The 15800-nt window shown below is 72.4% G+C and carries 11 protein-coding genes; 7 read left to right on the top strand and 4 right to left on the bottom strand.

The annotated features are described in order from the left end of the window. Positions 1 to 152 precede the first annotated feature (152 nt). The gene (locus AB0J08_RS05670; RefSeq protein ID WP_360627399.1) at positions 153 to 1886 is read right to left on the bottom strand and encodes a carboxyl transferase domain-containing protein; all 1734 of its coding nucleotides are present in this window, start codon (positions 1884 to 1886) and stop codon (positions 153 to 155) included. 133 nt (positions 1887 to 2019) lie between these two features. On the opposite strand from AB0J08_RS05670, the gene AB0J08_RS05665 reads away from it, so the two are divergent. Together AB0J08_RS05665 and AB0J08_RS05660 are read left to right on the top strand one after the other, a co-directional pair. Then, positions 2020 to 2658, top strand: a complete 639-nt coding sequence (locus tag AB0J08_RS05665) for a TetR/AcrR family transcriptional regulator (RefSeq protein ID WP_360627396.1) — start codon at positions 2020 to 2022, stop codon at positions 2656 to 2658. 582 nt (positions 2659 to 3240) lie between these two features. Further along, complete coding sequence (locus tag AB0J08_RS05660) at positions 3241 to 7203, top strand: ABC transporter ATP-binding protein (RefSeq protein WP_360627791.1); 3963 nt, start codon at positions 3241 to 3243, stop codon at positions 7201 to 7203. A gap of 74 nt (positions 7204 to 7277) precedes the next feature. Here AB0J08_RS05660 and AB0J08_RS05655 read toward each other — a convergent pair whose 3' ends face one another. Continuing rightward, on the bottom strand, positions 7278 to 8309 hold the full coding sequence (locus AB0J08_RS05655) for an ATP-grasp domain-containing protein (RefSeq protein ID WP_360627393.1): 1032 nt from the start codon (positions 8307 to 8309) through the stop codon (positions 7278 to 7280). Between the two features lie 127 nt (positions 8310 to 8436). On the opposite strand from AB0J08_RS05655, the gene AB0J08_RS05650 reads away from it, so the two are divergent. Continuing rightward, positions 8437 to 8967 (top strand): NUDIX domain-containing protein, encoded by a 531-nt coding sequence (locus AB0J08_RS05650; protein WP_360627390.1) that lies wholly within the window; start codon positions 8437 to 8439, stop codon positions 8965 to 8967. Positions 8968 to 9105: 138 nt separating this feature from the next. Here the strand turns inward: AB0J08_RS05650 and AB0J08_RS05645 are convergent, their stop codons facing one another. Next, complete coding sequence (locus AB0J08_RS05645) at positions 9106 to 10164, bottom strand: hypothetical protein (RefSeq protein WP_360627387.1); 1059 nt, start codon at positions 10162 to 10164, stop codon at positions 9106 to 9108. A gap of 337 nt (positions 10165 to 10501) precedes the next feature. After that, entirely contained in the window at positions 10502 to 11602 is a 1101-nt protein-coding gene (locus AB0J08_RS05640) for an iron-siderophore ABC transporter substrate-binding protein (protein ID WP_360627384.1), read from the bottom strand. Positions 11603 to 11796: 194 nt separating this feature from the next. On the opposite strand from AB0J08_RS05640, the gene AB0J08_RS05635 reads away from it, so the two are divergent. The 4 genes from AB0J08_RS05635 to AB0J08_RS05620 all read left to right on the top strand — a co-directional run bounded on the left by AB0J08_RS05635 (position 11797) and on the right by AB0J08_RS05620 (position 15287). After that, positions 11797 to 12255 (top strand): hypothetical protein, encoded by a 459-nt coding sequence (locus AB0J08_RS05635; protein ID WP_360627381.1) that lies wholly within the window; start codon positions 11797 to 11799, stop codon positions 12253 to 12255. A gap of 120 nt (positions 12256 to 12375) precedes the next feature. Beyond that, entirely contained in the window at positions 12376 to 13521 is a 1146-nt protein-coding gene (gene trpS, locus AB0J08_RS05630; RefSeq protein ID WP_360627378.1) for a tryptophan--tRNA ligase, read from the top strand. Positions 13522 to 13621: 100 nt separating this feature from the next. Then, a complete protein-coding gene (locus tag AB0J08_RS05625) occupies positions 13622 to 14578 on the top strand; it encodes an LD-carboxypeptidase (protein ID WP_360627375.1) in 957 nt (318 codons plus the stop codon). A 34-nt stretch (positions 14579 to 14612) separates the two neighbouring features. Continuing rightward, positions 14613 to 15287 (top strand): nucleoside/nucleotide kinase family protein, encoded by a 675-nt coding sequence (locus AB0J08_RS05620; RefSeq protein ID WP_360627372.1) that lies wholly within the window; start codon positions 14613 to 14615, stop codon positions 15285 to 15287. The last annotated feature ends 513 nt before the right edge of the window (positions 15288 to 15800 follow it).

Here is a 15800-nt window from a genome sequence, read left to right as displayed (position 1 = left end):
GAACCGACCCGAGCGGAGTGATGCGAGAGTTCGAGCGGGACCGAGCGGGACCGGGGTCGGCCGGGTCGGGCGTACAGGTCAGACGGGTGTCCGGCCCCGGTACGGCTGCCCGCCCGGAGAAGCTCGGACGGGCAGCCGTACCCGGGCGGACGTCACATCCGGAAGACGCCGTACGGGCCGGGCGGCGGCAGCGGGGCGTTGGCGCAGGCGGTGAGAGCGAGCCCGAGGACGGTGCGGGTGTCCATCGGGTCGATCACTCCGTCGTCCCAGAGCCGCGCGGTGGCGTAGTAGGCGTTGCCCTGCTGCTCGTACTGCTCGCGGACGGGGCGCTTGAACTCCTCCTCCGCCTCGGTGGGCCAGGCCTCGCCGTGTGCTTCGAGCTGGTCGCGCCGGACGGTGGCCAGCACTGAGGCAGCCTGCTCGCCGCCCATCACGGAGATCTTCGCGCCCGGCCACATCCACAGGAAGCGAGGCGAGTAGGCCCGGCCGCACATCGAGTAGTTGCCGGCTCCGTACGAGCCACCGATCACCACCGTCAGCTTCGGGACGCGGGTGCTGGCGACGGCGTTCACCATCTTGGCGCCGTGCTTGGCGATGCCCCCCGCCTCGTACTGCCGGCCGACCATGAACCCGGTGATGTTCTGAAGGAAGAGGAGGGGGATGCCCCGCTGGTCGCACAACTCGATGAAGTGGGCGCCCTTGAGGGCGGACTCCGCGAAGAGCACGCCGTTGTTGGCGACGATCCCGACGGGGTGGCCGTGGATCCGGGCGAATCCGGTCACCAGGGTCGCGCCGTACTCGGACTTGAACTCGGCGAACCGGCTGCCGTCGACCAGCCGGGCGATCACCTCGCGGACGTCGTAGGGCGTGCGCGGGTCGACCGGGACGGCTCCGTACAGGCCTGCCGGGTCGACGGCGGGCGGCTCGGCCTGGGTGAGTGGCCATGGCCTGGCCGGACGCGGGCCGAGCCCGGCGACGATGGTGCGGACGATGGCGAGGGCGTGGGCGTCGTCCTCGGCGAGGTGGTCCGTCACGCCGGAGGTGCGGGAGTGGAGTTCACCGCCGCCCAGTTCCTCGGCGGTCACCACCTCACCGGTGGCGGCCTTCACCAGGGGCGGTCCGCCGAGGAAGATCGTGCCCTGGTTGCGGACGATGACGGCCTGGTCGCTCATCGCCGGCACGTACGCGCCGCCGGCCGTGCAGGAGCCGAGCACAGCGGCGATCTGCGGGATGCCGGCGGCGGAGAGGCGGGCCTGGTTGTAGAAGATCCGGCCGAAGTGGTCGCGGTCCGGGAAGACCTCGTCCTGCATCGGGAGGAAGGCGCCGCCGGAGTCCACCAGGTAGACGCAGGGCAGGCGGTTCTCCAGCGCGACCTCCTGGGCGCGCAGGTGCTTCTTCACCGTCATCGGGTAGTACGTACCGCCCTTGACGGTGGCGTCGTTGGCGACGACGACCACCTCGCGCCCGGCGACCCGGCCGATGCCCGCGATGACGCCGGCCGCCGGTGCGGCTCCGTCGTACATCCCGTCGGCCGCGAGCGGCGCCAGTTCGAGGAACGGCGAGGCCGGGTCGAGCAGCGTGTCCACCCGGTCGCGGGGGAGCAGCTTGCCGCGGGCGGTGTGGCGGGCCCGGGCCTTGGCGCCGCCGCCGAGAGCGGCCGCGCCGAGCTTCTCACGCAGTTCGGCGACCAGGGCACGGTGTGCCTCGGTGTTGGCCCGGTAGGCCTCGGAGCCCGGGTCGGCGGCGGTGCCGAGCCGGGGGGCGGGCGCAGCGGCTCCCGGTGGAACGACTCCGGCTGCGGCGCCGGACGCCGTGCCGCCCGTCGTGGCTCCGACCGCTGCGATGCCATGAACGCCGGTGGGTACACCGGCGGTGGAGATGATCATCCCAAGAGCTCCCTTGCCCTCGGCACCAGGTGGGCAGCAGAGCCTGGGTGAGCCTGCGACCCCCACGTTAATGAGCGTTAACTCGTGCCGCCCAGGTTAACGGGCGATAACCCGACTGTCTACGATGGGCAGCATGCCGAACGTCCCAGCCGCCTCCGCGCTCCCACGCCGTGACCAGATCCGCAGGGAGGCCGCGCGACTGTTCGCGGCCCGGGGCTTCCTGGGTGTGGGCGTGGACGAGATCGGCAAAGCCGTCGGCATCAGCGGGCCAGGGCTCTACCGGCACTTCGCCGGCAAGGACGCGATGCTCGCCGACCTCTTGATCGGCATCAGTGAGCGCCTCCTGGAGGAGGGTCGTCGCCGGGCCGACGGGGGCGACGGCGCCGCCGACGCGCTGGACGCGCTGATCAGCGGCCATGTCGACTTCGCGCTCGACGACCGCGACCTGATCACCCTGCACGACCGTGAGCTGCTGAACCTCAAGGAGGAGGACCGCCGGACGGTCCGCCGCCTCCAGCGCGGCTATGTCGAACTGTGGGTGGACGTGGTCCGGCGAGCCCATCCACCGCTGGCCGGCCCCGACGCCGAGCCGGTCGCGCGAGCCGCCGTGCACGCCGTCTTCGGATTGATCAACTCGACCCCGCACAGCCTCGGCCCGAGTCCGGCCCAGGACGACCGCGTCGCGCTCCAGCGCGACGGCATGGCCGCCCTGCTGCACAGCCTGGCGCACGGCGCCTTCTCCGCGGCCGCCGACGCCGCGGCGCGCGGCTGAGGCGGGGCGCCGCCCACCCGTGCGCCCGGCACGTCGACCGGGCCGGCGGGCGAAGGGTCGAGAAGCGAAGAGGCGAGGGGCCGGCGAGGCGAAGGGCTGAAGAAGCGCAGGGCCGAACGTCGAAGGGGCCGGGGGTCGGCCGTTCGCCCTAGGTCCAAAGGACGGCGGCCGGCTGCGTCGGCGGCCGGTGGGCATCCGGCGCGATGTCGTCCACGCTGGACAGTGAAGGCCGGGCCTGGGCCGGTCGGGAATCACCGCAGGCCGCAGGCTGTTGGCCCCTCAGCCGGGTCGGATCATCCGGCCTGCTCTGGCCTGAAACTCCATGGCGGCCACTCGACAGAATGGTTAGCATCCCTAAATATGCCTGAGACTCATGGATCTACGGTGGAGCTTTCCCCGAGCGGCACCCGAACCGGCCCCCGGGGCAGGAAGGGCGAGCGGGGCGGTACGGGCGTGCCCAGCAGCAAGGACGACAGGCAGCACGGGCACGGAAACCAGGAGAGCGGTGCCGGCGCGTCGAACGGCGGCGGCAGAAACCCGGGCAAGGTCGAGGCCTACCGGGGCGCAACCGGCGCGGGCTGGCTGCGCCGGCTGATCGGTTACTGCTGGCACTCCCGGCGCAGCGTACTGTTGGCCTTCGGTGCCTCGATCGTCGGGATGGCCGTCACGGCCTTGGTGCCACTGGTCACCAAGCTGATCATCGACGACGTCATCACCGCACACACCCGGTCCCTGGCCCCCTGGGCCGTGGTGCTGTTGCTGGCGGCCGCTCTGGTGTTCGCCTGCACCCAGGTGCGCCGCTACTACGGCGGCCAACTCGCCCTCGACGTCCAGCACGACATGCGCAGCGACCTCTTCCGCTCGCTCGGCCGGCTCGACGGCCACCGGCAGGACCGTCTCGACACCGGCCAGGTGGTCGGCCGTGCGACGTCCGACCTCCAGCTGATCAATGGCCTGCTCTCGATGCTGCCGATGATGACCGGCTACCTGCTGATGTTCGTCATGTCGCTGGCCGTGATGCTCTGGCTGTCCCCGCCGCTCACCCTGGTCGCGCTGGTCATGGGACCGGCTCTCTGGTGGGTCTCCGTGCTGAGCCGCAAGCGGTTGTTCCCGTCGACCTGGGCCGCGCAGCAGGAGGCGGCTGCGGTCGCCGGCGTCGTCGACGAGTCGATCGGTGGCGTCCGGGTGGTCAAGGGCTTCGGCCAGGAGGCCCAGGAGCTGGACAAGCTGGAGGCGGCCTCGCGCAACCTCTTCGCGGCCCGGCAGCGCTCGATCCGGCTCAACAGTCGCTACAACCCGGCGATGCAGGCGATCCCGGCGCTCGCGCAGGTCGCGGTGCTGGCCTTCGGCGGCTGGCTGGCGGTCGAGGGCCAGGTCACCCTCGGCACCTTCGTCGCCTTCTCCACCTATGTGGCGCAGATGACCGGCCCGGTTCGGATGCTGACCATGGTCATCACCGTGGGCCAGCAGGCCCGGGCGGGCGTGGAGCGGGTGCTCCAGCTGATCGACGAGCGCCCGCTGGTGCAGGAGCGCCCGGATGCGCTCACCCTCGACTTCACCCACGCCGGCACCGACCCCGCGCACGCCGGTACCGACCCCACGCACAATGGCTCTGATCCCGCCCGGGGCGGCACCGGCCCGTCGGAGCCCGAACCGGGTCGAGCCGTCGAACCCGGTCAGGGCGCGGCCGAGGACCGGTCCGGTCGGCCAGCCGGCCCCCGTACGCCCGAGGTGGCGCTGGAGTTCGACCAGGTCGAGTTCCGCTACGACCCCGAGCACCCGGCGCCCGTTCTGCACGGGCTCGATCTGAAGCTCGCCCCCGGCGAGACGCTGGCCCTGGTCGGCGCGTCCGGGTCGGGCAAGTCGACGGTGGCGCAGCTGGTGCCCCGGTTCTACGACCCGGCGGCCGGCGCGGTCCGGCTCTACGGTCACGACCTGCGCGATCTCACCCTCGACTCGGTGCGGGCGGCCGTCGGCATCGTTCCCGAGGAGAGCTTCCTGTTCTCCGAGACGGTCCGCACCAACATCGCGTACGGGCGGCCCGACGCCACCGACGAGCAGGTCGTGGCGGCCGCCCGTGCCGCCCAGGCGGACGAGTTCATCCGGGAGCTGCCCGACGGGTACGCGACCAAGGTCGGCGAGCAGGGCCTGACCCTCTCCGGCGGTCAGCGCCAGCGCATCGCCCTGGCCCGGGCCATCCTCACCGACCCGCGGATCCTGCTGCTCGACGACGCCACCTCGGCGGTCGACCCGCAGATCGAGGCGGAGATCCACGACGCCCTGCGTTCGGTGATGGCCGGCCGCACCACGCTGCTGATCGCCCACCGCCGGTCGACCCTCCAGCTGGCCGACCGGATCGCCGTTCTGGATCACGGCCGCCTGCTGGACATCGGTACGCACGAGGAACTCGACGTCCGATGTCCCCAGTACCGCGCGCTGATCTCCGACCCGGAGGCCGGCCGGACCCAGCCGTCGGCCACTCCCGCAGCCGCGGCCACTCCCGCGGCCACGGCGGCTCCCGTAGTCGCGGCGGCTTCCGCAGCTGCGGCGACTCCCGCGACAACCGCCCCCGCGGACACCGCAGGGGCACCCGCCCCCGAGACCCTGTCCGGGGACGCCCCCGTATCGCCCGCCCCGGGCCTGGCGACGCCGGCTCTGGCGACGCCGGCCCTTTCCAAGGCGGCCCGTACTGCGGACCCGGCGCTCCTCGCCAAGGTGGCCGCCCTCCCGCCGGCCGTCGACACCCCGGCGGTCTCCCGGGCCGACGCCGAGGCCGGCGACCCGGACTTCAGCCTCCGCCGCCTGCTGCGCCCGTTCCGCGGCCCGCTCGCCCTCGCCCTGCTCCTGGTCACCCTGGACGCGGGCGCGGGGCTGGTCCTGCCGATCCTGATCCGGCACGGCATCGACGACGGCGTGAGCAAGGCCCTGATGTCGGGTGTCGCCGTCGCCGCGCTGGTGGCGCTGGTGATCGTTCTGCTGGACTGGGTGGTGCAGAGCGCCGAGAGCCGGGTCAGCGGCCGCACCGGCGAACGGGTGCTCTACACCCTCCGGCTCAAGATCTTCGCGCACCTCAACCGGCTCGGCCTGGACTACTACGAGCGCGAGCTGTCCGGCCGGATCATGACCCGGATGACCACGGACCTGGACTCGCTGACCTCCTTCCTGCAGACCGGAGTGGTCACGGCCGTGGTCAGCCTGCTGACCTTCCTCGGCATCTTCGCCGCCCTGCTGATCATCGATGCGGGCCTGGCCCTGGTGGTCTTCGCGGTGCTGCCGCTGCTGGTCGTGGCGACGCTGGTGTTCCGCAGGAAGTCCAAGACGCAGTACGAGATCTCCCGGGACCTGATCAGCACGGTCAACGCCGATCTCCAGGAGAACGTCGCGGGCATGCGGATCGTCCAGGCCTTCCGCAGGCTGGACGCCAACACCGACCGCTTCGTCGCCCGGGGGATGGCCTACCGCGAGGCCAGGGTCCGGGCGCAGTTCTACATCTCGTTGTACTTCCCGTTCGTGCAGTTCCTCTCCAGCGTCGCCGCGGCCCTGGTGCTGATCGTGGGGGCGACGCGGGTCGACTCCGGGACGCTGACCGTCGGCGCGCTGGTGGCGTACCTGCTCTACATCGACCTCTTCTTCGCACCGGTCAACCAGCTCTCGCAGGTGTTCGACGGTTACCAGCAGGCGGCGGTGGGCCTGGGCCGGATCCGTGAGCTGTTGCGCACCCCGACCACCACCGCGGAGGCCGCCGACCCGGTGCCGGTGCGGGCGGAGCTTCGCGGCGAGATCGAGTTCGAGGGAGTCAGCTTCGCCTACAACGGCGGGGCCGACGGCGCTCGGGACGTGCTCACCGGCGTGGATCTGCGCATCCCCGCGGGCCAGACGGTGGCGCTGGTCGGCGAGACGGGTGCCGGCAAGTCGACCCTGGTCAAGCTGGTCGCCCGGTTCTACGACGCGACCGCCGGCACCGTCCGGGTGGACGGTGTCGATCTGACCCGGTACGACCTCGCGCAGTACCGTCACCGGCTCGGCGTCGTGCCGCAGGAGGCGTACCTGTTCGCGGGCACGGTGCGCGAGGCGATCGCGTACGGTCGGCCCTCGGCCTCGGCGGCCGAGGTGGAGGCGGCGGCCCGGGCGGTCGGTGCGCACGACATGATCCTCCGCCTGTCCGACGGCTACGACCACGAGGTCACCGGTCGCGGGCGGAACCTCTCGGCGGGGCAGCGCCAGCTGATCGCGCTGGCCCGGGCCGAACTGGTCGATCCGGACATCCTGCTCCTCGACGAGGCCACCGCCGCGCTCGACCTGGCCACCGAGGCGGCGGTCAACCATGCGGCGGACCGGCTCAGCGGCGGCCGCACCACACTGGTCATCGCCCACCGCCTCACCACCGCGGAACGCGCGGACCGGGTCGTCGTCCTGGACCACGGCACGGTGGTCGAGGACGGTACGCACACCGAACTGCTCGCTCAGGGAGGTGTGTACGCGCGGCTCTGGCAGGCGTTCGTCGCCGACGGGCATCCGGCGCCCGACGTGGTGGCCGGCCGCTGAGCCCACCTGCCGCCCGCCGGCCCGCCACTCCACTGACGCGCCCCGCCCCGCCGATCAGCTGGGCGCGGCGGTGATCAGGCGGCGATCAGTGAGGTGAGCAGCCCGGACGCGTCGATTCCGCGTGGCAGGTCGCTGACCTGCCCGTCGCCCACCTCCACCACCCGCCAGCCGGAGCCGTCGGCCCGGCTGGCGAGGTCGGTGGTGACGAAGCGGCAGCCGAGAGCGCGGACCAGCGGCCGGATCTCGGTGAGGTCGGGTTCGGCGGATTGGCCGGGCATGTCCGGATGCGGCCCGACCAGCACGGGTTCGCCGTCCAGCCACCAGACCCGGGCCTCCACGGCCCGCCCGTCCCCGCCACCACGACCCCCGGCCGCGCCACCGACCCCGCCCTCGCTCCCTCCGTTCCCGTCTCGCCGGTTCCCACCCTGCGGGCTCCCGTCCTGCCCGCTCGCGTTCCGGGCCGGCCCGGTCCCGTCAGGCCCGGTCTCGTCACGCCCGGCCCGTTGGAACTCCTCGTACCGCCGCAGCACCACCCCGCCGGCCAGGTACTCGCCCTGCAGCTCGACGAAGCGCGCCACCACCCGCCCGACGGCGGCCAGGTCGGCCAGTTCGGGGACGTAGCAGGCCTCGTGCCACTCGTGCTTTCGTGACTTGACGTAGTCCTTGACGATCGCCGGACCGCGTCCACCGAGCCGCTCGACGGCGGCGGCCAGCTCCTCCGGCCCGGGCTGGGCCGCCGTTCGGACCGGGATCCAGACGCTCGGCGGGGTCGCCCCTTCGAACACGCGGTACCAGCCGGGCAGTTCGTGTGCCGAGGCATAACCGGCCGCGCTGGTCAGCAGGTTGGCGCCGCGCCCGGCCAGGGCCCGGGCGAAGGCCGCGTAATCGGCCGACGGGATCATCCAACCCCGGTACCAGAGCGGGCCGCAGTCCTGCGGCACCTGACGGACCGCCTCCTCCGCATGCCCCGCGAGCAGCGCGTCGTGGTCGACGAGGTACCGCTCGCCACCCACGTCCCGTAGCACCCGTGCCTCCCAGGCGAAGTGCGGGTCGGGCCGGCGGGGGTTGAGCGGGTCGGCCGGGAAGAGGAGCGCGGGTGCGGGCATGGGCGTCAGAGTACGTCCACCGGCCGTTCCCGGCGATGCCAGCACCGCATCTCCGCAGGGGCGGTGCCCTTCCCCGCGGGTGACAATCCACTCGACGCCCCAGGGCCTGCGCTGGGAGAGTGACCCGATGCGAAATCTGTTGCGGCGCGCGAAGCGAATCCCGAGGCAGGCGGCCAGGACGGTGGTACTGGACGAGAGCGGGTCGGTCTTCCTCCTCCGTTCGGACAACAGCGAGGTCGGCGTCCACTGGACCATGCCCGGCGGTGGCATCGAGAAGGGCGAGACACCGTGGACGGGAGCCCGTCGGGAACTCTGGGAGGAGACCGGCTGGACCGACCTCGAACCCGGTCCGCTGCTCTGCACCTGGGAACACGATTTCACCTGGCACGGCACACCCGTCCGCCAGCACGAGCACATCTACCTGACCAGCGGTCCGCACCGGGGCCCGGTCGGCGACGTCAGCGCGGTGCACGCTGCCGACCGGATTCTCGACTGGCGCTGGTGGACCGTGGACGACCTCGCCGACGAGCACGCGGACGCCCTCTGGCCGCCTCGGCTCCCGGACCTGCTGGCCGATGTCCGGGAGGGCTGGGCGGCGGGCCGGCGCGAGCCGGTGCCCGTCGATCTCGGCTACATCCCGAACGCTCCGACGGCCTGACGTCCCTGACAGCCCGAGGCCCGCGACGCCGCCGGCGCCCCGGGCACTCCGGACGCCCACACTCCGGACGCGGCTGAGGCGCCCGACACTCCCGATACCCGAAGGCCCAGGTAGCCCTGACGACCCGGCCTTCCGCCCCTACGAGGACTGTCCCCCGCCGCGTCGTCCGGCCCGTCCGGACCGCCAGCCGTGCAGGTCGAGTTCCCGGTCGTGCAGCGCGCCGGGGTTGATCAGCACCGACAGCTGTGCGTCCGCCAGTTGGTCGACGGTGAGACCGGTCGCGGACAGCAGTTGGTCGGTCGACACCGAGACGGCGATGGCGGGCCGCCAGGCGGGCAGGACCACCAGGCTGGTGCCGCGTCCGATGCGTACGGGCTCGGCGGCAACCCGGACCGGCTGTCGTTCGTCGGGGCGGCCCACCGCCTCGGGGAGATGGGGGGTTCCGCCGATCAGGATGCCCAGCGGCGTCTCGGCAGTCCCGCCGGTACCGTCGCCGGCCGCCGGTTCCACGGTGTCTATCAGGGGGTCCGAGGTCTGCGACCCATGGGGTGTCAGCGGTAGCAGCACGAACGCCGACGGGGCGACCTCGGTGCCGGGGGAGTCCTGCGGCCGGTCCGGGCCGGTGGCGGCCGGGTGCATGCGGCGCAGCCGCCGGGAGGGGGAGGGGCGCTTGGACAGGACGGTCCGCAGCTCCGCCTGCGCGGCTCGCAGGACGGGGACGGCTCGCTCTCCTGCCGGCGCCCGGAGCGGTACGAACGGCTCCGTGTCCGAGACGGAAGGAAATGCGGAAGGATACGCGGAAGCTGATTCGGAAACAGATTCGGAGGCGGCCCGAGAACCGGCTTCGACGCCCGCGAGGCCTTCGGCGAGCAGCGCGCGGATCTCGGCCACCGGCCGACGGCAGGCGGCGGCCAGTTCGGCGAGCGAGCGGCCCTGACTGTGGGCCGTTCGCAGCCGGTCGGCCAGGCCGGCCCGGATCCGGGCGGCCGTCTGCCCGCACCCGTCGAAGGCATCCGCGGCACCGCCGGAGACCCCGCGGACCGCCCCGCCGCCGCCGTCACCGCCGTCACCGCCGGCGTCGACACCGCCGCCGAGGTCCCGGTCGCGCTCTCCGGCGGCCTCGCCGCCCCGCGGCTGCGGAACGGAGCCGCCGCGGGCCGACCCGGCGGCGGCAAGGTCGCCGACAGTCTCCGTCATCGAGCAGCGCGAGTCCGCCGGCCCGGCCGGAGTCGGTGCTCCGCCGTCCCGCGCGCACACGGACGCAGGCGACGAGGCCCTGTCGGACGCACCGACCACGGGCGCGCTGTCGGAGGTACCGGGCGGGGTCACGCCGACCGTGGTCACGCCGTTCACGGGCGTGCCGCACGAGGGCAGGTCGGTAGCGGTCTGGTCGAGCGCGGTCATCGGCATGAGCCCTTCGGGGTACGGTCCCGATGATCCTCCCGCACCCCGGGACCAGCTCCAAGCGCCTTTCCCGCAGGTGTGCGCGAGGACACCGTCCCGTGCCGCGCCGTGTCTGCCCCCGTCGCCGGGCTCAGGCGCCCGGGGCGACGAACCCCTTCAGGTCGGCCAGTACGGCGTTGGCGGCGAGGACGCCGAGGCCGAGGAACCACGTCTCGTCCGAAACCGGCCGCGCCTGGCCGGACTTGGTCGCTCCGAGGGTCTTCCAGAGCGCGCCGCCGAGCACCGCGTCCTGGTTGGTGGAGCTGGGGGTGCCGTACACGCCGTAGAAGATCCAGTCGGCGTCGGCCTTGTCGATCTGCTCGGGGCTGATCTCGACTGCGAGCTCCTTGACCTGCTCGATCTTGGGCTGCGGCAGCGGCACATCGGTGAGGATGGTGCCGATGAAGGAGAGCTCCGCGTAGAGCCGGGTCTTGCCGGGCATGAAGCGCAGCGGCGTGATGGTGGGCCGCTTGTCGCCCAGCTTGGCGCCGATCGCGGCGGCCGCGGCCTGGTAGGCGTCGAGGTGGGCCCTGGCCTCCGCCTCCAGGCCGAACGGAGCCGCGTTGAGCTGGAAGTTCTGCTTCCAGGGGTAGCCGGGGCGCAGCGAGAAGACGGTCGGCGCGATCTTGGAGAGTTGCGCGTACTGGTCCTGTGCGCGCAGCTGGCTTCCGAGGATCAGGTCGGGCTTCAGCGCGGCGATGGCCTCCAGGTTGAGGCTGTTGATGGTGCCGACGCTCGCCGGGTCGCCGGCTGTGCCCTTGAGGTAGGGCGGCATGTTCTTGGAGGCGTCGGCGTGGACGACGCCGACCGGCTGGATGCCCAGGGAGACGACGTTGTCGAGCTCGCCGGTGTCAAGCACTACGACCCGGACCGGCTTGGCGGGAATGACGGTCTCACCCATGGCGTGCTTGACGGTGCGCGGGTAGACGCCGGGGGCGGCGTCGGTGCCGAAGTCCTTCATCTTCTCGATCACGGCGGCGTAGTCGTCGCCGCCCTGCTTGACCGACTTCTGGTTCGGCGAGGAGCCGGACGAGGCCTGGGCCGACCCGTTCGTGGACCCGCCGGAGCTGCCGCAGGCGGTGAGCAGCCCGCCGAGGCCGAGGACGGCACCCCCGGTGAGCCCGGCGGCGAGGAACTTCCGGCGGGAGGGGGTGCGGCTGACGAGGGTCCGGTCGGCGGGGTGGGGGACCACGCGACGCTCCTTCTCGATCGATCGATGTTAGGTGAGGCAAACCTATCTGAAGTCTGACGGGAGACCGATCGAGCCTGGTCGGCCTCCACCTGGCCGTCCTGGTGCTCATCGCGGTCATCGCGGTCAGCAAGGCCGCCGCCGTGACCTGCCGCCCTCGGTCGGCTTCGCCGCCTCCTGGCTCGACCCCCTCCCAGATGAGCTCGTTCAGCGCCTTCACCGGCGGGCTGTCGCTCTCGATCTTCATGTCCTGGGGCTGGGACACCTGCCTCACCCTGAACGAGGAGACCCTCGGCAGCGCCAAGACCCCGGGCCGGGCCGCGATGATCTCCATGGTCACCCTGGTGGGTTCGTTCCTACTGGTCGTGATCGCCGCCCGGATGTTCGCCGGCGTCGGCACCGCCGGGACCGGCGTCGGCAACCCGGCCACGGCCGACAACGTCTTCTCCGCGCTGGCCCGGCCGGTACTCGGCTCGCCGTGGAGCATCCTGCTCTTCCTGGCCGTCGCCGCCAGCGCCGCCGTCCGCCTGCAGACCACCACGAGTTCTTCCGCGGCGAGACTCTGCGCGGGGAAACCCCCGCGCAGGTCGTGGACGACTGACGCTACCCTCGAACGCATGAAGCGCTTCGCAGGTCTCGACTGGTGGCCGTCCTAGGACGGCCACCAGCCACGCCTGACCAGGGCCGTCCGGATGGACGGCCCTGTCGCGTTCTCCGACGGGACGGGCCCGGAACCCCGGACGGCCATCACCACCGCCGTACCGAGGAGAGTCCCGATGACCGTTCCCGCAGGCCGTACCGTTCCCGCCGCCGTTCCCGCGGGCCGCCCTCTTCCCGCTCACCCGGCCGATGTCGCCGCCTCAGCCGCCCCGGCCTCAAAGGCCGTCGGCCGCGCCGGCGCCGACCTGGACGAGCTGATCCGCCGGGACCCGGGCGCCCACCGCGTCCTCACCGGCGACCGCCCCACCGGCCCGCTCCACCTCGGCCACTACTTCGGGACCCTGCAGAACCGGGTCCGTCTCCAGCGCCTCGGCGTCGAGATGTTCGTCGTGGTCGCCGACTACCAGGTCATCACCGACCGCGACATCGCCGACCGCCTCGCCGAGCACAGCGAGAGCCTCGTCCTCGACTACCTCGCCGCCGGGCTGGACCCGGACCGTGCCACGATCTTCGCCCACAGCGCCGTCCCCGCCCTCAACCAGCTGCTGCTGCCCTTCCTCAGTCTGGTCAGCGTGGCCGAGCTGGGCCGCAACCCCACCGTCAAGGACGAGATCGCCCACTCCAGCCAGTCGGCCGTGAACGGGCTGATGTTCACGTACCCCGTCCACCAGGCCGCCGACATCCTCTTCTGCAAGGCGAACGTCGTTCCCGTCGGCCAGGACCAGCTGCCCCACCTCGAAGTGGCCCGCACCGTGGCCCGCCGCTTCAACGAGCGCTACCCGCACCCGGACGGCACCGGCGTCTTCCCCCGACCGGAGGCGCTGCTCTCCGCCGCCCCGCTACTGCTCGGCACCGACGGCGGCAAGATGAGCAAGAGCCGCGGCAACGCCGTCCGGCTCTCCGCCGACGCGGACACCACCGCCCGCCTCATCAGGGGCGCCAAGACCGACAGCGACCGCCGGATCACCTATGACCCGGCCACCCGGCCGGAGGTCTCCAGCCTGGTCCTTCTCGCCGCGCTCTGCCAGGACCGCGCACCGGAACCGGTCGCGGACGAGATCGGCGACGGCGGCGCCGCCGCGTTGAAGCGTACGGTGACCGAGGCGGTCAACGAACACTTCGCGCCGATGCGCGCCCGCCGGGCCGAACTCGCCGCCGACCGCGGCTACATCCGGCAGGTGCTGCGGGAGGGTGCCGAGCGGGCCAACGCCGTCGCCGAGGCCACGCTCGCCGAGGTCAGGACGGTGATGGGGTCGGTCTGAAGCCGGCGGGGCATACCTTCCCCGGGGCGGACCGACCGAGCTCCTGGAACCGCTCCACCCCGCGCACACCGCCGCCCGCACCCCTGGAAGGATCTCGGCCATGGACCAGCGCCCGACCTCGCCCGGCCGAGGGCTGACACGCCCGCCGCACCTCCGCCCGGGGGACCACGTCGTCGTGGTCGCCCCCAGCAGCCCGATCGACCCCGAGCGGCTCACCGCCGGGTGCGCGATCCTGCGCTCCTGGGGGCTGCGGGTCAGCGTCGCCCCGCACGTTCTCGACACCCATCCCACCCTCGGCCACCTGGCGGGCGCCGACGCGGACCGCACTGCGGACCTCCAGGCCGCCTGGCTCGACCCCACCGTCGACGCCGTCATCTGCGCCCGCGGCGGATACGGCGTCCACCGCATCGTCGACCTGCTCGACTGGGACGCGATGCGTGCTGTCCCGCCCAAGGTGCTGGTCGGCTTCAGCGACGTCTCCTCCCTGCACGAGGCCGTCGCCCAGCGACTCGGCATCGCCACGCTGTACGGACCGATGAGCGCGGGCGCCACCTTCATCTCCGACGGACCGACAGCCGAGCACCTGCGCCGCACCCTCTTCGACCCCTCGGCCACGACGGTCCTCACCTCGCCCACCGCCTCCGCGCTCGTCCCCGGCCGGGCCCGCGGCATCACCGCCGGGGGCTGCGCCCACGTCCTGGCGGCCGAGCGCGGCACGCCCGCGGCCCGGCCCTCCTTCGCCGGCAGCATCCTGATCCTGGAGGACGTCAACGAGCACCCGTACCAGCTCGACCGCCTCCTCACCCAGTTCCTGCGCTCCGGCGCCTTCGAGGGGGTCGCGGGCATCGCGCTCGGCTCCTGGGAGGGCTGCGGCCGCCTCGACCGGGTGCGGGAGGTCATGCTCGACCGGCTGGGCCCGCTCGGCGTACCCGTCATCTGGGAGCTGGGTTTCGGCCACGGCCCCTCCAGCCTCACCGTCCCGCTGGGCGTGCCCGCCCTGCTCGATGCCGATACCGGGACCCTCACCCTGGAGACGCCCGCTCTCGCCGGACGCTGAGCTCCGGGCCGCCCGCGGTCAGTAGGGTGCGGCCATGAACGAGGACACCCTCACCACCCTCGCTCTCGGCCTCCTCCGGGGGCCGGGCAGCAGTGCCCGCGCCATCCTCGGACTTGCCGGCCCGCCAGGGGCCGGCAAGTCCACCCTGGCCCGGCACCTGGTCGCCGAGGTCGAGCGCCGGGAAGGTCCCGGCAGTGCCGCCTACCTCCCGCTCGACGGGTTCCACCTCTCGGCGGTCCAGCTAGACCGCCTCGGCCTGGCCCACCGCAAGGGCGCGCCCGCCACCTTCGACGCGCACGGCTACGTCGCCCTGCTGCGCCGGGTCGCCTCGGACCGCTTCCAGCCCATCTACGTCCCCGACTTCGACCGTGACCTCGACGAACCCGTCGCCGCCCGGCACGTCGTCCCGCCGCACGCCCGCCTCGTCGTGACCGAGGGCAACTACCTCGCCGCCGCCGAACAACCGTGGCCGCAGGCCCGGCGACTGTTGCGCGAGCTCTGGTACGTCGACGCCGACGACATGGTCCGCGAGGAGCGCCTGCTGCGGCGCCACCGGGCCGGTGGTCGCGACGAGGCAGCGGCCCGGCAGTGGGTCACCACCAACGACCATCCGAACGGTGAGTACGTGAAGGCCGGCCGCTCGCTCTGCACGCGGGTCGTGCCCGGCACCGGTTTGCCTGCGGCCCCGAACGGGCGTAGTGTTCTCTAGTCGCTCGGCTGGGAGCACCGGACACGCATCTGCGCGGACGGTCCCGGGGCGGCCAATCCCTAGAAACACCACTTCCCGGTTCGGGCTGGGTTGCGCTTTGTCATTTCGACGGTGCGGCTCGGGTCTTATTCGGCGTGCCTGTTTATATGGATTGCGGCCGGATTCGCCTTTCGGGGCGGGGATCGGCTAGAGTTTGAAACGTCGGACGGGGCGTCAAGCCGCAGAAGACACCAGCGAGTTGGATGAACGAAGCGCCGGAAACGGGGCGGAAAACATCTGGTAAGCTGGGAACACGAAAGAACGAAGCGCCCGGAGGGCCCGCTGGAAGGCGGTCCGAAGGAAGTGTCCGTTCCTTGAGAACTCAACAGCGTGCCAAAAGTCAACGCCAGATATGTTGACATCCCCGGCCTCGATCGTTTGATCGGGGTTGGAGATTCCTTTATGAAGTAAACACTAGCGAGGACGCAGTGCGCGGGACCGCCCTATTCCGGTGGTTGCCGTGCCGCTCGACGC

The sequence above is a fragment of the Kitasatospora sp. NPDC050463 genome (genome assembly GCF_040655255.1).
Taxonomy (GTDB): domain Bacteria; phylum Actinomycetota; class Actinomycetes; order Streptomycetales; family Streptomycetaceae; genus Kitasatospora.
This window is presented reverse-complemented; position numbering and strand designations above follow the sequence as displayed.